We start from the raw sequence: 20532 nt of genomic DNA, 5'->3' as shown, positions 1-20532 counted from the left end.
CAGATAAAAGTAGCTCAGCCGTAATGAATTGAATAAGGTCTGGGGTAATTAACAAAACCTGTGATACCCACCCCAAGCCTTAGACCAAAGCAATAAAATAACATGCCTATGCACTTGGCTTAGGATCGTCATCCCCGTGGTGTTTTAATCGGGGATCCAGTGTATAAAGAGCAATGGATCTTCGATTAGAAACTTCGAAGATGACGTTTACAAAGAGTTCCTGAGTAAACTACATAGGCATGTAAAATAAAGCTGACGCCCTGAGCAAGTAACACTTTTAAATTGGCTATATTGATGGCATATTCAATAGCATAGAATACTTCAAAGGGGTAGGCACTGTTTAATCGTTATTCACAGAGTTATCCACAATAATGTGGCGAACCTTCGGTAAGCCACTGTGCAACCAGTAAGCTGTAAGTGAGTAAAAAAGATGCAACCAGTGACTTATTCATTGAATAATTTAATCTTTACTGGATAAAAAAGAAATATGTACTACACTTTGTCAATTGCTTTTCTGCTTACCTTATCTTTTCTTATTTGAAAAACTTTTCCACAACCACTCGGCCCTCTATAAACACACTGAATAAGCCGCTCCTTTGATAAAACCTCTCTGCTGACCCTATGTTCCTGCTGCCGTTAACTTAGCAACTAGGCTAAACGTACTCGCGACCTTGTAGACAGTACGCGCTTGCTTTGGTTAAGGGATATAAGCATGGCTTTGAGCTAAGGCAGACAGGTGTGGACAAAGTGGACATTAGCGAAAATATTTTATCAATAGTTTTTCTAATACGTTATTATATCTCTTCCATTAAGTTTGTCACCTTGTACCTCGAACTTTAACGGGTATATTAAGGTAACTCTTGCAAAAAACACATAATTCTCTAAAACGATATCATGACAAGAAAAATATTAACGTTGAATCTGAAAAGAAAAATAGTCGCCACCCCCGTCAAAGAAGTACCTAAGGAAGTACCTTATATTGATCCACAAAAGCGTTTTTCTAATGGCGTAGCGATCAACCCTCATCAATGTATTCGCCTAGAATTAGGTTCTCAGCAACTCTCCACCCGAGCGATAGATTTGTTCACGCCAATTGGCATGGGTCAGCGAGGTTTGATTGTAGCTCCGCCAGGCTCTGGCAAAACTACCCTGTTAAAACATATATGTCAGGCGGTGGGGGCAGCTTATCCCAAAATAAAACTGTATGCGTTACTCATCGATGAGCGTCCAGAAGAAGTGACCGATTTTAAGCGCAGTGTACCAGCAACAGTATACGCCTCATCCACAGATGAAACTTATGAACAACACGTCCGTGTAGCCAATGACCTACTTAAAATCGCGCGCCAGCAAGCAGGCGAAGGTCACGATGTCATGATTGTCATTGATTCGCTCACTCGGCTGACACGAGTACATAATGCTAGTCAAAAGAGTAGCGGTCGTACCATGTCGGGTGGGCTTGATGCTAGAGCGATGGAAATACCACGAAAACTGTTTGGCGCTGCGAGAAAAATTGAGCATGGTGGCTCACTTACCATTATAGCGACCATACTTGTTGATACGGGTAGCCGAATGGACCAGGTGATATTTGAGGAGTTCAAAGGCACGGGGAATATGGAAATCGTTTTATCACGAGAAGCGGCAAATCAACGCATCTTTCCTGCGCTGGATATTGCTAAAAGTAGCACCCGTCGTGAGGAGTTACTGCTTAATTCGAAGGAACTCGACAATATAAGAATGTTGCGTAGGGCACTTACCAGTCTTAAACCTGCGGAAGGGGCAAGTAAACTGGTTGAGTTACTGGAGAAATACCCAACCAATGCTGAGCTGCTGAACCGGTAGTAACAAAAATTAACAGAGCGCTAAGGCAATGAATTCTATCCTTTGTCGCTCTGGTAAGCTTAGCTATAATGCCTGCGTTTTATTGGTGGGCAATCCGGTCTTCCTCCAGCACCCCATGATTAAATTAACCCAGTATTATTCCTAGCAAGTCTTGCCCAAGCTTAAATCTTTAATATTTATGTCGTGGCACTTTCGGTCATATCTTAGACCAATGAACTAATTTATTGCTCATTAGCCAACTAATAACATCAAAAAATGCATAAAATATAGAATTCTCTGGATAGGTGTTCTATAAAATAGAGTAGCTATACCCGTTACCCATCAAAGAAGCGTTTGAGCAACAGCACTTCATTGTTGCTGTAACTTATAATGACGCGACATGGATGGAGCTTATTAGAGAATGCAGACGGTACAGGAGTCCCTTATTAGATAATGCAGGAGCAATTATCCTGAGCATATTCTCCTGAACAACCATTATTTCATCACAGCGCCTTGAATTGAAATTGCTCAAGCACTCTGAAATAGGCATATTGAATGGTCACGGGTATATATAGTTCACAGGTTTAACATAAAAAATAAGGGGGAATTTATGTCCAACTGTTTTCATCTTGCCATTCCTGCAGGAGATTTAAATTTGGCTAAAAACTTTTATTGCAATGTACTTGGTTGTAAGAGTGGCAATAGCGAAAAGCAACGTTGGCTTGACATTGATTTTTGGGGTAATGAATTGACGCTACACCAAAGTGAGGAAAGTTTACCCAAAGTACGGCATGATGTGGACATGGGTGCGGTACTTGTTCCCCACTTTGGTATACATTTACCTGAGCGGGAGTTTCAAGCCTTAAAAGCACGTATTGAAGCGGCTGGTCTGGTCTATTTAGACCAGCCTTATCGTCGTTTTATCGACAGTGAATATGAACAAGAAACCTTTTTTATTGCCGATCCGAACGGAAATGTTCTTGAAATAAAAACCATGGTCAACCCTAAAGTTTTGTTCAAAGTTGAAAGCGCTTAACATGCTTAATAATTAACGCTAAGCGAGTCATCGGCTATACTGACGACCGTTCAGGGAGTGATTATGTCTAACCGAGCCCCACAGAAAATCAATATTATCGTTGCCATGTATCTAGGTTATGCCGCCATGATGATTTGTCGTCAAATGGTCACCATTCTAAGTCCTGCCTTACTTGCTGATGAGACTTTGGCGTTAACCAAAACAAACCTTGGTGATTTTGCTGCTTATGGCACCTTAGGAGCCCTGATTGGTAAACTTATTTGGGGACCCCTTGCCGACAAGATTGGCGGTAGAATTACTATTTTAATGGGAATTGTTCTTACCGCGCTATTTATCATTGCCTTTGGACTTTCAGCCAATGTCATGGCCTTTACTGGCTGTTCATTTCTGCTTTACTGCACAAAATCCTCTGGCTGGCCCGGTATGACTAAATTGATAGGACAGTGGTACCACCCGCAACATTATGGACGAGTGTGGAGTATTCTGGCTACCAGTTCGAGGTTTAGTGTGGTGTTAGCCACTTTTTTCTTTGGTTGGCTGTTGAGCTTTATGCCTTGGCGAACCGTGGCCTTCATCGCAGCTACTTTAGCGTTGATAATTTTTATCGGCTGCTATATTTACCTGAAAGAGAAGCCAGATAATCCAGAATTTTTCAAAGAAAATGAAAACCATACCGATAACAAAGGCAATAAAAAAGCGGTAAATTCAGTGCAGGCTAGGGCAGAAAAACAGGCGCTGGATAACAAATATAATCACCCACTTAAAGACACCGACACGATTGCTGGACTGGTGGCCTTTGCAAAAAGCCCCAGAGTTTGGCTGGTGGTGATCATGTTGATGGTGCTTACTTGCATGATGGCCTTTTTGGACTTTGTTGCGGTTTATCTGATGGAAAGCTACCAACTGACCCCCTCTAAAGCCGCAATGGCCTCGACCGTCTTTCCCATTGGCTCTTTGACTGGTCTGTTGGCCGCAATCGCGTTTTATGACCGTTTTTCAAAGCGAGGCATTAGGACAGTATTAACCATAGCGCTGATACTTAGTTTATTGAGCGTGCTTACTTTGCAGTATTTACCCTGGTTTAATTTGAGTGCACAAATGAACTACTCGGTGGCGCTGGGTGCAATATTTTTGTTCGCTTTTTCAATTTCCCCTGCCTATTACTTACCTATGTCGATATTCTCTATTGAATACGGCGGTCCCCATAGTGCGACTTTGGTGTGTTTAATTGATGCCTTTGGTTTTGCTGCCAGTGCAACTTTTGCTTTCATTGGCGGCAGACTGGCAGATAGCGCCGGTGGCTGGTCTAGCTTTATGAATATGCTCATCTTGATTTCTGCCGTTGGCATACTGTCAGTATGGGCCTTTATGCACGCGGAATATAGAGCGGCAAAGCAGCCACTTGAATAATGGCATTATACCAATTTCATTAAATTATGGCTCACTTGTGCTGGTTAAAATACACCATATCAGCGTTGCTCTCAATCCCAATAGCCGGCTATTGCTCAATCGATCGCCTTGCCCAGATATATTTTTCCTATGCACAACAAGATCATAAAATTAATGAAACTGGAATTCATTAATTAAGGCCGCAGAGTGGAAAAGTTTTCCCGTTGCTAACGAAAACCGTACTTATTAGCTAGGTGCTAATAAGTACGGTTTTAGCTATAAATTAACATAGCACTTGGTAAAGGCGAACTAGATTTACAGTAAAACATTCAAGCTAGAATAACTCTATTTCATCTTCTTCAGAAGCAGTTTTATTTGCCATATCAAGGTTAAATTCAATTAAAGCTTCTTCAATGGGCACGCCAGAAATAACCTTATCAAACATTTGACGTTCTTCTTCCATAGTATATTTACTGCGAATTGTTTCTTGTAATGCTTGCCAAGCATTAGGCGAATATAAATCTGTTGGGTTACTAATCAGTGCGGTTAAAGCACTGAGACTTTGACTGACATGATCTAACCTTTGGCTGAGCTTATCGTAAAACTGAAAGGCGATTATAGCTGAATGTACTTTATCCAAGGCAGTTGACGTAGAGCCTTCAATGATTAACTTCATTTTTTCACTACTTTCATCTTTTTGACTTAATTGGGCAATTGAGCTCTGAATATCACTTAAATTGGTCGCAAGCCCAGTAAATGATTTAGATAAAGTTGAAACAGAGGAGTTACCCTCATTCATCGATTGATCAATTTGAGTCACTGCCAAGTTGAGCATAACAATAGTTTCTTTTAATTGGCTCCAGTCTAAATCTGGACGAGCAGAGGTTGACCCGGATAAAACATTCATATTGTACATCCTTGTGCTAATTAAATTAAAATTAAGGTGAAGAATGGTAATTATAGAAGTAAATGAAGTTTTTCCAGAATTTAATTCTTCATTGGCTCACATGATGCGATATCAAATAGTTTAGAACTGCTCAACACTGACCGACCATCCCATGCTCTGGCAAAGTTTAGTCACTGTTTTAGTCAGACCTAAGGGGCCACAAACAAAACAGTGGGGTTTGGAAAGTTTTAGTGAATATTCTTTGTTATTATTATTTTTTATACTTTGTTTACTATGGTAAAACTCATCTAAATGGTGGAAAACATGAGATAGATCTGGCCGTTGTTGCTTAATCAAAAGGTTGCTTTGGCTATGTAATTTCAACCAATCAGGCAGAGGTGAATTTCCAGATTTAGTCAGGTAAATATGTATATGTCCTCCTAGAATAGGGGAGGTAATAAAGGGTTTTAACCAAGTAAGTAAGCTACTATCTCTTAATAGCCATATTAAATGAAATTGTTTCACTTGCTGCTTGTTACTTAAAAAGGCATGCATAAAACCAAGAAATGGTGTTATGCCAATACCTCCTGCTATCATAACCCATTGATCATTTTTAGGCATATGGGCTGCAGGGCTGGCAAATGGTCCTCTGATATCAACCTTGAGTACCGTCTGATCTTTCTCCAGACTTTCCTCCTGGAATTCTTCATTGTGTTCTAAATAACTGAGGGCTTGTTGGTTTACCTTTATACTGCGGAACCTGTCATATAACTTTTGCGTCCAATCGCCTTGAACCTTAATTTTTAATCTGATTACGTCTTCATCACTTCGTTGCCCAGTTAAAGAAAAATCGTGCCACTCAAAACGTTTAAGTCCCGGAATACGTAATTGTAAATAATGGCCAGACTGAATTTTGAACTTAGCGGGACGGGGTAATGTTAGCGTCATGATTGAGTCATTAACTTTGCTTAAGGTTGCGTCTTGATCATAATAAATACGAACATAGTGCGAAAAAATATATTCAATAACTAAGATGATACAAGGCAATATCAACCAGTTGTAACGCGGGATATGCAGTAAGGCTAATAGGATCATTAAATAGCCAAATTTATGTACATGTTGAAAAATATGATGATAATTTTTTCTCACGACATCAAGGGAAGTGATCCAAAGAGCAATCACCAATAATAACATCACAATGCCACAGAAATTAATACGAAATTGACGTGACCAGATACCACTTTCACTCAAAGACATAACGTCATTATAATGACTAAGGGACAAAGACGGAATGGCGTAAGTCATGGTGGAAGAAGTGCTGTGACATTTAGTGCAATCTTCTTGCATAATAGGGCGTATTTTATCGTGATACATAGATTCCGGCATACCTAACGCGATCCAATCTATGACATCATCAATACTTTCATCTTCGCTGACAAATTCATACATGGTGGTTTTCATGGAACGAACCAAATCAGCTTCCTCACCTAACAAGGTTGCCATGAAGGGCGCTTCTAAACTGTTAAAATATAGCAGGTAACAGCTACCATGAATAAGCGAGGCGATGAGCAAAACATGGCCTAACCAACGGTGTATATTTTTTGCGTGTGTTAAGGGTAACCAACTTGTCCACCGAGAACGTCTTAGTGCGGCCAAGCCATGACGCATGACGGGTAACCAGAGTAAGCTTAGAATCAATAAAAGAGCATAAGCACATGCTCTTGCTACTTGCAGATAAATGGTAGTGGTATCATTAGAGTTATATTGAAACCCGAGGCAAAATTGAACAGCTAAGGTTGTTAATACTAATAATAACCATGGCATCGCTAGCCAAGTACTCGAATATTTTTTGAGCCAGTAATAAAAAACAACCCTCTTAGTAAGGTTAGAAGGTTGCGCAATTGTTGTTAGTATTGATTTCATTGCTATTACTGGCTCGAATGGTTAAAAGGCTGGTTTAAAAAGACCGAACACCGCTACTGCTTAAAAGTAAGTTTGATTGATTTTTTATGATAGAGGTGGTTGATTTGGCTATTATCAAAAACCGTTACACCAAAGTAATAGGCTTTATTTAAGTTATCAAACTGCACATCTTGGGTAGCACTATCTTGGTGGTGAGTGGTAAGTTTACGCCTGATCTCCAACTGCCAATGGTCATCGATCCAAATACCTCGGGCAGTAACATCTGCACGTGCTTGTTTAAAGGGGGCAATGACGATGCCAGCAATTCGATCTCCCGCTTTAAAAGTATCGATAAATGGTACCTTACCACTGTCTAAAATCCAGTCAGGACTTGGTTTTACCTGTGGACCATTCATCCAAGCAGGGACATTTGTTTTGTTTTTATTGGCGTAATATCCTCCTGAGTGAGGATTATCTATATGCCGACCCCACTTATTATTTGTCTCATGTTCATTATTTACGTAACCATCATCCATTTGCTTTAATGAGTTGGTACGAGTAGCTTTCCAATGCCATTCATCGATTGTTTCGCCGTCATTTTTAGTATAGTGACGACCAGAGGAAGTGTCTTTGATACCTGCCAGCAAGCCTTCTTCTTGCATGTGACAGGATTTATCACAGCCTTTTTTAATAAAACCGCGCTCGTTAATATCCCAATAAATGGCTAATTTATCTTCATAGTAGGTATTTTCATGTAAGGTATGATCTAAATTTGCAAGCTTTATCCAGGAGCCATCTTGTGTTTTTTCCCAAGGGAAACGCGCTAAACTGATAGTCGGGTCATACCAACGAAAAAGAAAGTAGATGTACTCATTGTCGTATAAGCTACTAATTTCTATAGAAGTTTCTTTAAGGCCTCGGTAGCCATTATCAGGTTTATAAGGCAGTTCATTGAGCTGTACGGTTAGCGGGGTAACTAAATCCCACTGTTCATCTTTTTTTCCATCTATGGTAATTGCACTCGGGATAAATTTGGCTTCAATAATCATACGAGCAGCAAAGGTCTGCTCACTTAGTAGTAAAAAGAGCAGTGTGAACAATAATTTATTTTTCATTGTATTATTACCTAAAGTAAATATTTTGGAGGTGATTTGAGGTACTGTAATTACATCTGACCTTAAAAATTGTATTTAAGACCTAAGGCATAGTAGCTTTCGCTTTTATCGGTTTGCTCGGCATCGCGATCAGCAAAATAAGTAAAAAATGTTGTCCGCGAATTAAAGCTATGCTCCCAGGAAATAGAGAATTGGGTAGCGTCAGATAATTTCATTGAGCTATCACTCTGGATGAATTGGGCATTAATCCTATTTTTATTGAAAGAATAAGATGAACTTACCCCATAGGCGTTAGCACTATTACTGCCGTCAGCCAGTAGCAGCGTTTTTTTACTGGTTTTAGTATGTTGGAATAAAAGCCCAAATCGCAGTGAGCCTACTGGCCAGGTAGCCACTAAACGTAATTGATCTAATTGCTTAATATTGGAGTTTATCGCCGCGCTAAAAAACAGATCATTGTTTTTATATTCAATAGCGGATGATATGCCATCGGCAGGACCATCTTGACTACTATCATGGGTGTTTTCCCCAGGAACAATCGCTATCGTTGTTTTTATTGGGCCTAATATTTTTTGACTGTCGTATTGCAAAACATTGTCTAAACGTTCTTCGCCATCAATTATCTTGCCTAATTCGCCTTGTAAATCATTAAAGTAGTCAAAGTTACCTTTAGCCTCTTTAAAAGGAATGGTAATTCTGCCGGCAATAAACCGGCCCCAGTCAGATTGCACCCCTAAAAAGGTGTCTCGTTGTGATAACGTTCGACCCTTTTTATCACCGTCATCCGCTTCAACGCCAAATTCTATTTGGTATATTATTGACATATTCTTTGAAAAAACACTGCCGCCTTTAAAGCCTAGGCGAGAGGCATTGTTGGCTAATTTCCACACTTCCCCAGTTTGCTTATTATTTTGTAGTTGGTATGAAAGACTCAATCTCCCGTAAATATCAACACCGAACAAATCATTTTCATTAGCTTGTACGGGCAAAATGCTGCAAGTACAGGTTAATAAAAGGCCGAGTTTATATCTGTTTTTTTGCATTATTCTTATACTTCTAAATTCAAGAAGTGGCACAGTCTAAAGGTAAATTATATTGTATACAATAATAATTATCATTTAGATTCCTATTATCTTTTATGGCAATGACTGGATTTGTGACAAAGTGTGTATTTAGTTTAACTGGTTTACCTCTTTAAAAATAAGCCCTGTAGGAGAGTTGTCTGGGTGAGTTATTTACCTTTAATCTATAGGCTATTTATTTAAAAAAAATTATGTTTTTATCTGTTTAAGGCGAAAACTGAGTTCACTAAGTGAGTATATTTCAAACTAAACGGGTAAAAATGAGTTCAGGCCGGACAAAAACTTAATTATTAAGGGGTAAAATCTATTAAAATACATCGTTTATGGCGCATTATTTAAGCACAGTTAACAAGGGGAAATAGGTTCATGTTATGGCAATTATTAAGTTTTAGCTTTAGCCGACCGATTTTCTTTCCTATGTTAGTAATTACGTACCATAATTATCCTTGAGAATGATCCAGCGTGGTAAAACACAGCAACTAGGCGTTGTTACTCTTTCAGGGGATATTAATGGGATTTACCGCGACTTTGTTCGTATCATCATGTTTGTATACACAAACAACAAGGGCTAAAATCGCTGTAAATAAAGGCAAATGGCAGCGTTAGTTTGCAAGGTCAACCGCCCTTAATAGTCTTAGCTAAAAATGTACTTATTAGCTAATACTATTAAAGGGCTACCGATATTGAACCTCAAGAACGTTAGCCGAAAGTTATCAGAGCAGGGCACAAGTTAGACGAAATTGCTAAAGATTTAAGCTACAGCGCCGCATATAAAAAGTGGACCGGGGAAACGCCATCAAAGCTTAGACACGTTAATTAAGCTACCGATTAGATCCCCATGACCATAAATTGGCAATCCTCGTGGGAAAGCTAACAAAGTCGCTTGAATCTTTAAAAATAAACCCATACGATGGCGTGCCGCTATAGTAATGAACAAAATTCAGTTGACTGTGTTTCGTTCAGCTATAATTTTATCTAATTATCTAAGCTTTGCCCATTAACCAGTAGGAAAGATGATTTATGTTTACTGAGCAACCAGAAGATTTTATTTATAACTCATCAATAGGCATCCATGTTGTTTCTGCAGAAGGTATTATTGTTTATGCCAACGAATGTGAACTGGAGGTGTTAGGGTATACCAAGGATGAGTATATAGGTCATCATGTTTCAGAATTCCAACGTGATAAGCATTGTTTATCTGACATGATGGCACGGTTAGGTCGTATGGAAAAACTGAAAAATTACCCGGCAAAGGTACAAGGGAAAGAGGAACTGAAATATATTATCTACAACTCGAGTGTTTATGAAGAAAATGGCGAGTTTAAACATACACGTTGTTATGGTACAGAGGTTTTGAAAACGATTTATGATGTTTTTTTTAAACATTTTGATTTTTCAGGATCTGCTGACAAGCTGTTAACCGATAATAAGCGTCTTGATAATTAAGCTTTACTTGAACCTATATCACCACGGTGTATTGATGAGTGCTATGTTTGCTGTGTCACAAGCGCTACTCATTTTTGTACACTAGTATCAGCCCGTTAAATAAAGGGGTGTTTAATTTCTGGAGCAGTTACAGTGAGAAAATCTTTATTTATATTGTTAGCTTTATTATCTTTTGTGTCGGCTAGTCAAGCCGAAGATACCGAGGTATTGAACATCGATCGTTCGGTAACAAACACAATTATTTTGTCTTTCCCTAATGATAATAATGTTAAGCCCAAAGCGGGTGACTTTGAAATAGTAAACTATGTACTAATGAGTAATGACATAGGTGAACGTTGGGGGGTTATAACACTAACGAATTTATCCTCGGGTAACCGCGAGTTAGATCAAGATCATTTAATGGCGCTATTTGCTGATGGCAGTCGTAACAAGCCACTAGAGTATAAATTAAACTTCAAAGGCAAAGAAACCCAGTCCATTACCGTGTCCTTTGGCGTGTTTAAATTTCCAATATTGAGCATATATACCAGCAACTAAAACGATTATATCCTTTCATAAATCAAACGCTTCACTAAGGGATTAAATCTTACAAGCTGACAATGACTTGCAATGTGTGAAACATTTTAGCAAACTAAGTAAAAGTCCTATAGTAGGGCGCTACATTACTTCTGGATATCTATTATGAATTTAGATAAATCAACAAAACGTATAGCAAAACGAGTTAAAAAAGGCTTTCAAGGTTACCCACAAATATCACTGGCTTATTTTGGTGAATCGACAACTTGTGCAACACAAGTTGTTGTTGCTTACACCTCAGAAGAAGGTGCTGAGATACAAGAGCAGAAGTTTTCCTGTCAGGGTGATGTTAGAACCGATGAAACTATTCAAACGACATTATGGAAGGTTATTGAGCGGGCAGACGCAAAATCAGTGTTAGAAGTTAGCGGTGTTGCAATTATTCAATAAGGTTAGCAAACCAGCAGTAGCCGATTAATCTAGCTTGTCTGCCAAGATGGATTACCCTAGGAGTAGCTTGGCGGGCGGCTATCTTGCATCAATACATCTAATTTAATTTGCGCTTTTTTGTGATTGTCTAAGTCTATTACTTCAATCATCTCACATTCATCTCTGATCATTTCAGCAATCAGGCTAGGATAATGACGACAGTCTTCCGGTCTATCTAAATAAATGCTGCAGGTATACAGATCAGGCGCGAGCGGGTCTTTTTTTTCCGCTATTGCTAGAAAAGGGCAACTTTGTAGTCGTAAACCAGATTTAGGGTCGAACCATAACTCATTATTTTTAACAAATGCGAAGATTTCAGGGTTAAATATTTCCCATAGGTCAATCTCTTCTTTGCTTGCTGCCAGATCACCGCCGCCGTATTTGATACAACATTTCCCGCATTGATTACAATCTTTCATAGTTCACTAGTGAGTAGGTATACCAAGCCTTATTGTATCATTGATGTTACTCAAGCACTCTAAACATGAATTTTTATTAGTAATACTATTTTCATTAAGTTTGTGATCTTATTGTGCTCAGCAAAAATATTTCAGGACAAGGCGCTCGATTGACCAATAGTGGCCTATTGGGATTGTAGTTTTGGGCTATTTTACCCCCACAAGTGGGCCATAACTTAGTGAAATTGGTATAATATGGCTATATAGGGACATTATATATCTGAGCTTTGGGGTAAATGATAAAATAAAAGCCAGAGAGTCCATTCAACGGTCGACTATTTACCACGTTACGTTATACTGCCGCGCTTAAAGCAAGCATTTAAATTAGCGGAGAAAATCATGCACGATCTTTATTACAAAGGACGTATCCACACCAGACATAACCATGTCACCACAGGTTATAACAATAAACGTGCTGTAAAACTTGGTACTGAAAAAAAACCATTAACGCTAGTGGTTAGTAGTGATGAAAGAAAACTCGAAGTATCGAGCTTAGTTGCCGATAATGAACTTTTTGCTGATATTACTGTAGACAGCGCCAGCGATGAAAATATCATTGAACTTAACGCCATACTCAACAAACCCACCACGACTCGATTCGACCAAACACCGAAGCGTAATGATCCTTGTTCATGTGGCAGTGGCAAAAAATATAAAAAGTGTTGCGGCTAACAAAATTCTTATTATCCATGCCTTTATTTAAGTGACTGCTACGTAATTGTTTGCTAACAATCTGTAAGTAACTTTTGACTAGTCTTAGCTTAAATAATTGCCATCAATATAATCCGCCATGACATCGTTTACTTGCTGGCGAAACAGTCTATTAGTTCCCACGGTTAGAATTTGAGAAAAATTTACTACCCTTGGCTTTATACCCCATGGCTATTGACCCAGCATTGTCTAGCGAATGGTCAATAAAGTAGCATGAAAGCCCTTAGCGGTAATAAAGATTCACCGCTTGTTTTTTACCCTGAAAGTGTATTTTTTGAGCGTAATTAGCTAATCCCACCAAACATTAAAATTTGTTACATAAATTAAGCCGATAATCGCGCTAAAAGGTAGCATTTTGCCTCACTTTAGATTAAATTTGCAGCCTTAAATTTACTACAGTTAATAAGAGCGCCTTATGTTAGAAAATACTCTCCCTCAACTCGAACAACTGATTGAAGACATCATTGAAAAAAATAACCAGCTAAAAAATCAAGTGGCTGAACTAGAGCAGCAAAAAACCGTGCTTATTGATGAAAATGAAACCTTGCAACTTGAAGCCATTGAAGGTGAAGAAAAACAAAAACAGACCAATGACGTTTTAACAAACCTACTAGGTAAATTACAAAGTGCATAAGAGCTTAATTAATGATTACTGAAGACTCTACAGGCATCAGCATTGAAATTTTGGGCAAGCTACATCAGTTTACTTGCTCAGCTGAGCAAGCAGAGGATTTAAATCAAGCCGCTAACAGCCTCGCTGATATGTGTAAGGATATCAAGCAACAAACGGGTATTGGTAGCCGTGAGCGTGCTTTATTGGTGGCGGCCATTAATTTAAGTTATTCATTATTAATGGCGAATAATAAAATTAAAAAGTATCAACTTGGACAAGATGCTTTGATTTCCACCTTAAAAAGCGTTTTATAAATACTTTTACATTTTCAATATTATTATCTGCTTGTTATTGTGGCGCTAATATTAGTGAGTTGATGATTAGCGAGATACCGTCACTTGTCTTATTTAGGGAAGCCTTCTTTATGGCTGATGCCAGCATTGAATTTAAAGGGTCAAGTTTTACCCTGTCTGTTTTACATTTGAAAACGTCAGTATTAGCGGATATTCGTGCTGATCTAACCCATAAAGTCGCGCAAGCGCCTGATTTTTTTTACCGAGTTCCCGTCGTGGTAAATGTTGAAAAAATCAACGACTCGATTAATTATCAAGGGATAAAAACATTAATTGAAGAATTTGATTTTACCTTTGTCGGTTTTACCGGCGTTATCGCTAAAGCGCAACGTCAGTTAATTCGTGATCTTGGATATTCATTTGTTAATACAGCGAAAGCCAATACCGCGACAAAAGCCAAGATGAGCAAAGAGGCGGTAGTTGCCAAGACTGAAAGCGTAGCGGTGACAACGCAACGTCATTTATACACGGATAAAATACACCGAGGCCCGGTTCGCTCGGGTCAGCAAGTGTATGCTAAAGAGCAAAATTTAGTCATTATCGGCTCAGTTTCAGCGGGCGCTGAAGTTATTGCCGATGGTAATATTCACGTCTATGGCTCTTTACGTGGTCGCGCCATTGCCGGCGCAACAGGCCATCATAGCGCGCAAATATATTGTCAAAATCTTCAGGCTGAGTTGGTTTCTATTAATGGTAACTATTGGCTAAGTGAGTCCATGGAGCAACACTGGGACTCACCGGTATATATTCATTTGACCGACAACGAGCTAACGTCATCAAAACTCATTTAATTTTTAACTTATAAAGGGATATTCTGTCTATGGCACGAATAATAGTAGTTACATCAGGAAAGGGCGGTGTTGGCAAAACGACATCTAGTGCTGCAATTGGTCTTGGTTTAGCGTTAAAAGGACATAAAGTAGTATTAATTGATTTTGATATAGGCTTACGAAATCTAGATCTGATCATGGGCTGTGAACGTCGTGTGGTATACGATTTTGTCAATGTAATTAATGGTGAAGCCACCTTAAATCAGGCTTTAATTAAAGATAAACGTGTCAGTAGTTTATCTATATTACCCGCCTCACAAACACGTGATAAAGATGCCTTGAATAAAGAAAATGTTGGTAAGGTGCTGGATGACCTTGGTAAACTTTATGACTTTATCATTTGTGATTCTCCTGCAGGTATTGAGGCTGGGGCCATGATGGCGCTTTATTATGCCGATGAGGCTATAGTAACCACCAATCCTGAAGTATCATCGGTACGTGACTCTGATAGAATCTTAGGCATGTTAGCAAGTCGTTCACGTAGAGCTGAACTTGGCTTAGAGCCGATAAAAGAGCATTTATTATTAACACGTTATTGCCCGAAACGTGTAGCTGAAGGTGAAATGCTGAGTGTCGAGGATGTAGAAGATATTCTGTCGATACCGCTGTTAGGTGTTATTCCTGAGTCACAATCCGTGCTTAAGGCATCAAATGCGGGCGAGCCAGTTATTTTAGATACCGACAGTGATGCCGGTCAAGCTTACCAAGATGTCATTGATCGCCTGTTAGGTGAAACGATTGAGTTTAGGTTTTTACTCGCTGAGAAAAAAGGCATCTTTAGTCGGATGTTTGGAGGATAACATGGCATTACTGGATTATTTTTTACGCAAAAAAGAAAAGCAGGTAACCACAGCGTCCAGGGCGAAAGAGCGTCTGCAAATCATCGTTGCTCATGAACGTAATAGCCGCAATAAGCAGCCCGATTATTTACCACAACTTACCGCAGATATTCTAGTGGTATTGCGTAAGTACATCAAAGTATCGGATGAAAGTTTTTCGATCAAGCTTGATAATAAAGATGGCGATTTAAACGTGTTAGAGCTCAATATTGAATTACATGATGAGCAGGGTAGCAGTTAAGTTTATTAACCTTGCCTCAATATATCGAAAAACACCAACTTTCAGCAAGGACTACCGGCTGAGTAATGGTGTTTTATCATTTTACTCGAGTAATTAAATGCTTAGGTAAGTTCACCACGTAAACTTAATTGCATTTGTTGGCACATTTCGTCATAGCTTAAGTTTTTACTTGATTAATTAAATGCTTAAGTAAGTTCACCACGTAAACTTAATTGCATTTGTTGGCACATTTCGTCATAGCTTAAGTTTTTACTTAATAAGTAATGTAATTTAGTTAATGTTGCCTCTAGGGTCATATCATGACCACTGATGACACCGACCTCGCTCAAGGCATTGCCTGTGGCATAGCCAGACATATTGACCGTGCCTTTGATACATTGGCTACAGTTAACCACCACGATACCTTGCTCTTTCGCTTTGCTTAAACAAGCGAGTAAGGCTTTATCTTGTGGCGCATTACCAACACCGTAGCTGCGTAAAATAAGGGCTTTGACCGGTTGTTTTATGGTATTTTCAATGACGGCACTGCTTATACCTGGGTATAAGTGCACTACACCGATGGGCTGCGGAGTGATTTTTGCCAGTTGTAGTGGCGGCACTTTTTCAATGCTTGGCGCTATCTTTCCCGCCACTAATTGAATATTGATACCTGCTTCAAGTAATACTGGCATATTTGGGGAATCGAAGGCGTTAAAGCCATCGGCATAGGCTTTTATACACCGATTACCACGGTAGAGTTTGTTATTGAAAAACAAACCAACTTCACTAATGGGGTAATTAGCCGCTATGTATAAGGCATTTAACACATTAACTTGGCCATCAGAGCGCAGTTGACTAAAGGGTATTTGTGAGCCGGTAACAATGACGGGTTTGCTTAAATTCTCAAACATAAAAGACAAAGCTGAGCTGGTATAAGCCATGGTATCGGTACCATGTAACACAACAAAACCATCATAATCATCATAGTTGGCTTTAATATCATCGGCGATACGTTGCCAATCTCTTGGCGTCATATTGGAGGAATCAATTAACGGCTGATATTCACTGATGGTAAAATCTGGCATTTCACTGCGATGAAATTCAGGCAGAGCCTTGATTGATTCACTCAGATGGCCTTTAGCCGGTACAAAGCCTTGGGTGCTTTGCTTCATACCAATAGTACCGCCGGTGTAGGCAACATAAATTCTTTTTTTTATCATAATTCTTAATGCTATGTTGTAGATTTTATAAACGAGTAATTATACCTTACCTCTAAGCCTGATAATTATCGCTGAGTGGCAATGAGTGGCAAATTAATTAATAGACTTGGTATTATATCTTAGCATGCAGGATACTTGCTATAGCACTTGCTGAATGATTTCAGTCTCGACGACAATTCTTTAGCGGATAGGTGATACCCGGGTTGTTTAATACCAATTTCAGTAAGTTATTGCCCACTTGTGCTGGTTAAAACACCCCAAGACTACGTTGATGTCAATCCCAATAGCCAGCTATTGCTCAATCGAACGCCTTGTCCTGAAATGTTTTTCCTGAGCACAACAAGATCACAAACTTAATGAAAATGGTATAAGTAGACTTTGGGAGGTAGTTAACCTGAACTCTGGATAAGCAGCACTTGCTCAATATTCCCTTTATCCGATTCTCAGCGTTAACACGTCGATAAATAACCCGTTATTCATAAACGTTTTGCCTTGATAATCGAATAAATTGAAACATTGATAGTGTATATTGCTACTTAATCTTGTATATTTTGTTCTTAACAACCGTAAGTCGTTGTTTTTACTTAACCATCAAGCACTCATTATCCAGAGTTCAGGTTAGTTAATAAAAAAAGAGGTAGTTATTTTCATAACTACCTCTATGCATTAAAAACTGTTACTGTCGCGCTTAGTTGGCACTACAAGCGATACATAAAGTATAGCGACCTTGTGGGTCATTAAACTGGTTCATTTGTGTTAACTCAGCTTTTATCATCTTAATGAATTGTGATAAAGGTTTATTATTGACCGCATTGCTGGTTAAATCAATTGAGCTATGCTCTTGGCTGGTTACAAAAAAGCTGATCACAGCTGATGACTTACCCAGTATTTGTTGCATTATTTTACTGCGCGAAGATTGCTCTTTTTCAATGAGCAGGGTGTCATAGTGTTCAAGTTTAGCTAGGTTTGCTGCCGCAACAACCGCGTCGGTTAAGCTACCTAGTTCATCAACTAAGCCAAGCTCTTTGGCTTTTTTACCGGACCACACTCGACCTTGCGCAATACTATCAACTTCAGCAAGGGTCATATTACGATTGTTGGCAACTAATTGAATAAAATCTTGGTAACCTTTGTTTATCGATAATTGAAATAATTGCGCCATGCCTGGTGTTAGGGCTTGGGTGGGGCCAAAGCCGGCTATATCGGTGGTACCGACACCATCGGTGTGAATACCCATTTTGCTTAAAGAATCTTCAAAAGTCATCATCATGCCAAAAATACCAATTGAACCTGTGATAGTGGATGGCGATGCGTAAATGATATCTGCAGGTGCTGAAATCCAGTAACCACCAGAGGCAGCATAGGTGCCCATTGAAGCGACGACAGGCTTACCCGCCTTTTTCAACAATTCAATTTCTTGGCGAATGATTTCTGAAGCGTATGCGCTACCACCTGGGCTATCAACGCGTAATACTACGGCTTTAACATCATCATTAAATCGTGCTTTACGCAATAATTTAGCGGTACTGTCACCACCAATAGTACCTGGCTTTTGCGTGCCATCTAAAATAGTTCCTTTGGCAACAATAATAGCAACTTTATCGCTACCGCTATCAGCATCCACTGCGCTTTCATCTAGCAATGAATTCGTGGCGGCAATATAATCTTGGTAGCCGATATGGCTGTAGCTATCGCCTTTTTTGTTCTTACCCACTAAATCAATAAGCTCGGTGCGCATTTCTTCGCGTGATTTGAGTTGATCAACCCAGTTATTATCAAGGGCATACTGGGCAAAACTACTGTCAGCCGCACTAAATTTAGCGACTAGAGTATCAATGTTTTCATCAAAGTTATCGATAGCAAAGCCTCGACGCTCGGCCACATCTTCTTTGTATTGCTGCCATAAGTCAGTGAGCCAAAGTTTATTGGCTTCTTTGGCCGCAGCAGACATGTCATCACGAATAAAGGGTTCAACTGCTGATTTAAAGGTACCAACACGAAAGATGTGTTGATTGATGGCTAATTTATCTAATGCTGACTTAAAGTACATTTTATAGCGACCATAACCGTCAAGTAACATAAAGCCTTGTGGGTTTAACCAAATGTTATTCGCCGTACTGGCTAAATAGTATTGGTCTTGTGAAAATTGGTCACCAAGGGCAATAATTGTCTTGCCGCTACTTTTAAAGTCCTCTAGCGCTTTAGCAATATCTTGCAACTTAGTTAAACCGGCTCTGTTTAAGCCTTGTAGTTGTAAAACTAATATTTCTACCCGATCATCATTTTTCGCTTTAGCAATAACGTCTAAGATATCGGTAAGTAAAATTTCTGGTTGATCTTCTTGTTGCTCCAGTGCTTCTGATAAAAAAGCCTCTATCGGGTCAACTTCACGCTTTTGCTCTACCACATCACCAACAAGGTTTAACACTAAGGCCGTTTTGTCCGGTACTTGTACTTGTTCATCACCACTTGAAATGACGCCAATGAAGCCGAATAACAGTATAAAAAATACTAGGTTTACCACTATTGAGCGAGTAAAGCTTAATACGCGCCATAGCGAAGAAAAGATCCGTTTTATAATGCCTGGTTTATTATTCATATATATATCTTAAATTGATTAAATTAAAAATTCTCACCTCTATACTACCTTAATGTTTACCAAAACTTAACATATGGCTTTAGCTAGATTGTAACTATTTATGGCTACTAAGGGTCAAACGGTTGTTTTTATTAATTAATGAGTAAGTTGAAAGTCTTTAGCAACTAAAGCGTTCTTATCATTAATCGCTTTATTTCTTGATAAGACCGTCACTATGCAAACACTACAACATTACTACCAGAGGTTTTTAACCCAGCTTAAACACTTTGATGGCATACCTGCGTTATTAATAAGGCTCTATCTTGCGCCAGTATTTATCATGGCTGGCTTTAGTAAAACGCAATTACTCAATGAAAACGTTACAGGGTTTAGTGCCATTTTGGCTGATCCCAATATTATTGCTTGGTTTGGCAACAGTGATTGGGGCTTAGGTTTACCGTTTCCAGCACTGTTAGCAAACTTGGTTATTTTAGTTGAGTTTTTTGGTGGTTGGTTATTATTAATTGGCGCATTAACGCGTTTAATTAGTATTCCGCTGATGTTTACCATGATAATTGCCGCAACAACGGTTCATGTTGATAACGGCTGGTTTGCTATTACACCGACCAATAGTGCTATTAGCCCGGCGAAAGTTGCCACTTGGTTGGGAGTGGAAAGTGCGCAAGCGAGTTTAGAGAACAGCGAACAAACAGCCATACGACTTAAAAAAATGCGTGAGCTGCTAGCTGAACATGGTAATACTGATTGGCTGTATGAAAAGGGTAGTATAGTGGTGTTAAATAATGGTATAGAATTTTCAACCACGTATTTTATTATGCTACTCGCATTGTTTTTTATTGGCGCTGGCCGTTATACCAGTGTTGACCATTACCTAGCGCAGCGATTTTTAATGGTCGAAAAACACTTGAGTTAGTGAGTTAGTCACCTTGCCACTAATAACTAATAAAAAAGCGGAACAGACCTTAGTTTAACTAAGGTCTGTTCCGCTTTTTATGTTCATGGTCACTATA

General features: G+C 39.1%; 20 protein-coding genes. 13 read left to right on the top strand and 7 right to left on the bottom strand.

Translation table 11 applies throughout. The annotated features are described in order from the left end of the window. The first annotated feature begins 894 nt into the window (after positions 1-894). From rho to ASU03_RS08245, 3 genes are all read left to right on the top strand, one after another. On the top strand, positions 895-1839 hold the full coding sequence (gene rho / locus ASU03_RS08255) for a transcription termination factor Rho (protein ID WP_082627216.1): 945 nt from the start codon (positions 895-897) through the stop codon (positions 1837-1839). Between the two features lie 589 nt (positions 1840-2428). Then, on the top strand, positions 2429-2854 hold the full coding sequence (locus tag ASU03_RS08250; RefSeq protein ID WP_057831391.1) for a VOC family protein: 426 nt from the start codon (positions 2429-2431) through the stop codon (positions 2852-2854). A gap of 63 nt (positions 2855-2917) precedes the next feature. Next, complete coding sequence (locus tag ASU03_RS08245; RefSeq protein ID WP_057831390.1) at positions 2918-4264, top strand: MFS transporter; 1347 nt, start codon at positions 2918-2920, stop codon at positions 4262-4264. Positions 4265-4577: 313 nt separating this feature from the next. Here ASU03_RS08245 and ASU03_RS08240 read toward each other — a convergent pair whose 3' ends face one another. From ASU03_RS08240 to ASU03_RS08225, 4 genes are all read right to left on the bottom strand, one after another. Beyond that, a complete protein-coding gene (locus tag ASU03_RS08240) occupies positions 4578-5150 on the bottom strand; it encodes a hypothetical protein (protein ID WP_057831389.1) in 573 nt (190 codons plus the stop codon). A 120-nt stretch (positions 5151-5270) separates the two neighbouring features. Beyond that, entirely contained in the window at positions 5271-7052 is a 1782-nt protein-coding gene (locus tag ASU03_RS08235; protein WP_082627215.1) for a ferric reductase family protein, read from the bottom strand. Between the two features lie 53 nt (positions 7053-7105). Beyond that, positions 7106-8146 (bottom strand): ethylbenzene dehydrogenase-related protein, encoded by a 1041-nt coding sequence (locus ASU03_RS08230; protein WP_057831387.1) that lies wholly within the window; start codon positions 8144-8146, stop codon positions 7106-7108. 62 nt (positions 8147-8208) lie between these two features. Further along, the gene (locus ASU03_RS08225; RefSeq protein WP_057831386.1) at positions 8209-9189 is read right to left on the bottom strand and encodes a porin; all 981 of its coding nucleotides are present in this window, start codon (positions 9187-9189) and stop codon (positions 8209-8211) included. Positions 9190-10248: 1059 nt separating this feature from the next. Here ASU03_RS08225 and ASU03_RS08220 point away from each other — a divergent pair. The 3 genes from ASU03_RS08220 (at position 10249) to ASU03_RS08210 (ending at position 11640) form a co-directional block, all read left to right on the top strand. Then, entirely contained in the window at positions 10249-10674 is a 426-nt protein-coding gene (locus ASU03_RS08220; RefSeq protein WP_057831385.1) for a PAS domain-containing protein, read from the top strand. 132 nt (positions 10675-10806) lie between these two features. Continuing rightward, positions 10807-11211 (top strand): hypothetical protein, encoded by a 405-nt coding sequence (locus ASU03_RS08215; protein WP_057831384.1) that lies wholly within the window; start codon positions 10807-10809, stop codon positions 11209-11211. A gap of 144 nt (positions 11212-11355) precedes the next feature. Further along, a complete protein-coding gene (locus tag ASU03_RS08210) occupies positions 11356-11640 on the top strand; it encodes a hypothetical protein (protein WP_057831383.1) in 285 nt (94 codons plus the stop codon). Positions 11641-11696: 56 nt separating this feature from the next. On the opposite strand, the gene ASU03_RS08205 is transcribed toward ASU03_RS08210, so the two are convergent. Continuing rightward, complete coding sequence (locus tag ASU03_RS08205) at positions 11697-12098, bottom strand: YkgJ family cysteine cluster protein (RefSeq protein ID WP_057831382.1); 402 nt, start codon at positions 12096-12098, stop codon at positions 11697-11699. Between the two features lie 378 nt (positions 12099-12476). On the opposite strand from ASU03_RS08205, the gene ASU03_RS08200 reads away from it, so the two are divergent. From ASU03_RS08200 to minE, 6 genes are all read left to right on the top strand, one after another. Beyond that, a complete protein-coding gene (locus ASU03_RS08200) occupies positions 12477-12809 on the top strand; it encodes a PBPRA1643 family SWIM/SEC-C metal-binding motif protein (RefSeq protein ID WP_057831381.1) in 333 nt (110 codons plus the stop codon). A 454-nt stretch (positions 12810-13263) separates the two neighbouring features. Next, a complete protein-coding gene (locus ASU03_RS08195) occupies positions 13264-13482 on the top strand; it encodes a hypothetical protein (protein WP_057831380.1) in 219 nt (72 codons plus the stop codon). Between the two features lie 11 nt (positions 13483-13493). Then, a complete protein-coding gene (locus ASU03_RS08190) occupies positions 13494-13775 on the top strand; it encodes a cell division protein ZapA (protein WP_057831379.1) in 282 nt (93 codons plus the stop codon). A gap of 110 nt (positions 13776-13885) precedes the next feature. Then, the gene (gene minC, locus ASU03_RS08185) at positions 13886-14605 is read left to right on the top strand and encodes a septum site-determining protein MinC (RefSeq protein ID WP_057831378.1); all 720 of its coding nucleotides are present in this window, start codon (positions 13886-13888) and stop codon (positions 14603-14605) included. A 29-nt stretch (positions 14606-14634) separates the two neighbouring features. Then, positions 14635-15444: a septum site-determining protein MinD gene (gene minD, locus ASU03_RS08180; protein ID WP_057831377.1), complete on the top strand. Its 810-nt coding sequence runs from the start codon at positions 14635-14637 to the stop codon at positions 15442-15444. Position 15445: 1 nt separating this feature from the next. Continuing rightward, positions 15446-15724 (top strand): cell division topological specificity factor MinE, encoded by a 279-nt coding sequence (minE, locus tag ASU03_RS08175; protein ID WP_057831376.1) that lies wholly within the window; start codon positions 15446-15448, stop codon positions 15722-15724. A 185-nt stretch (positions 15725-15909) separates the two neighbouring features. Here minE and ansA read toward each other — a convergent pair whose 3' ends face one another. Both ansA and sppA read right to left on the bottom strand, forming a co-directional pair. Further along, on the bottom strand, positions 15910-16923 hold the full coding sequence (ansA, locus tag ASU03_RS08170; protein ID WP_057831375.1) for an asparaginase: 1014 nt from the start codon (positions 16921-16923) through the stop codon (positions 15910-15912). A 688-nt stretch (positions 16924-17611) separates the two neighbouring features. Continuing rightward, positions 17612-19522 (bottom strand): signal peptide peptidase SppA, encoded by a 1911-nt coding sequence (gene sppA, locus ASU03_RS08165; RefSeq protein WP_057831374.1) that lies wholly within the window; start codon positions 19520-19522, stop codon positions 17612-17614. Between the two features lie 214 nt (positions 19523-19736). Between sppA and ASU03_RS08160 the strand changes: the two genes are divergently transcribed. Next, positions 19737-20435: an HvfX family Cu-binding RiPP maturation protein gene (locus tag ASU03_RS08160; RefSeq protein WP_057831373.1), complete on the top strand. Its 699-nt coding sequence runs from the start codon at positions 19737-19739 to the stop codon at positions 20433-20435. Positions 20436-20532 lie beyond the last annotated feature (97 nt).

This window comes from Colwellia sp. TT2012 (genome assembly GCF_001440345.1).
GTDB lineage: Bacteria > Pseudomonadota > Gammaproteobacteria > Enterobacterales > Alteromonadaceae > Colwellia.
This window is presented reverse-complemented; position numbering and strand designations above follow the sequence as displayed.

Coding starts and splice junctions, on each gene's coding strand:
- minC (WP_057831378.1), top strand. CDS start 13,886: ATGGCTGATGCCAGCATTGAATTTAAAGGGTCAAGTTTTACCCTGTCT.
- sppA (WP_057831374.1), bottom strand. CDS start 19,522: ATGAATAATAAACCAGGCATTATAAAACGGATCTTTTCTTCGCTATGG.
- ASU03_RS08225 (WP_057831386.1), bottom strand. CDS start 9,189: ATGCAAAAAAACAGATATAAACTCGGCCTTTTATTAACCTGTACTTGC.
- rho (WP_082627216.1), top strand. CDS start 895: ATGACAAGAAAAATATTAACGTTGAATCTGAAAAGAAAAATAGTCGCC.
- ASU03_RS08240 (WP_057831389.1), bottom strand. CDS start 5,150: ATGAATGTTTTATCCGGGTCAACCTCTGCTCGTCCAGATTTAGACTGG.
- ASU03_RS08220 (WP_057831385.1), top strand. CDS start 10,249: ATGTTTACTGAGCAACCAGAAGATTTTATTTATAACTCATCAATAGGC.
- ASU03_RS08245 (WP_057831390.1), top strand. CDS start 2,918: ATGTCTAACCGAGCCCCACAGAAAATCAATATTATCGTTGCCATGTAT.
- ASU03_RS08160 (WP_057831373.1), top strand. CDS start 19,737: ATGCAAACACTACAACATTACTACCAGAGGTTTTTAACCCAGCTTAAA.
- minE (WP_057831376.1), top strand. CDS start 15,446: ATGGCATTACTGGATTATTTTTTACGCAAAAAAGAAAAGCAGGTAACC.
- ASU03_RS08250 (WP_057831391.1), top strand. CDS start 2,429: ATGTCCAACTGTTTTCATCTTGCCATTCCTGCAGGAGATTTAAATTTG.
- ASU03_RS08200 (WP_057831381.1), top strand. CDS start 12,477: ATGCACGATCTTTATTACAAAGGACGTATCCACACCAGACATAACCAT.
- ASU03_RS08235 (WP_082627215.1), bottom strand. CDS start 7,052: ATGAAATCAATACTAACAACAATTGCGCAACCTTCTAACCTTACTAAG.
- ASU03_RS08195 (WP_057831380.1), top strand. CDS start 13,264: ATGTTAGAAAATACTCTCCCTCAACTCGAACAACTGATTGAAGACATC.
- ansA (WP_057831375.1), bottom strand. CDS start 16,923: ATGATAAAAAAAAGAATTTATGTTGCCTACACCGGCGGTACTATTGGT.
- ASU03_RS08190 (WP_057831379.1), top strand. CDS start 13,494: ATGATTACTGAAGACTCTACAGGCATCAGCATTGAAATTTTGGGCAAG.
- ASU03_RS08210 (WP_057831383.1), top strand. CDS start 11,356: ATGAATTTAGATAAATCAACAAAACGTATAGCAAAACGAGTTAAAAAA.
- minD (WP_057831377.1), top strand. CDS start 14,635: ATGGCACGAATAATAGTAGTTACATCAGGAAAGGGCGGTGTTGGCAAA.
- ASU03_RS08230 (WP_057831387.1), bottom strand. CDS start 8,146: ATGAAAAATAAATTATTGTTCACACTGCTCTTTTTACTACTAAGTGAG.
- ASU03_RS08205 (WP_057831382.1), bottom strand. CDS start 12,098: ATGAAAGATTGTAATCAATGCGGGAAATGTTGTATCAAATACGGCGGC.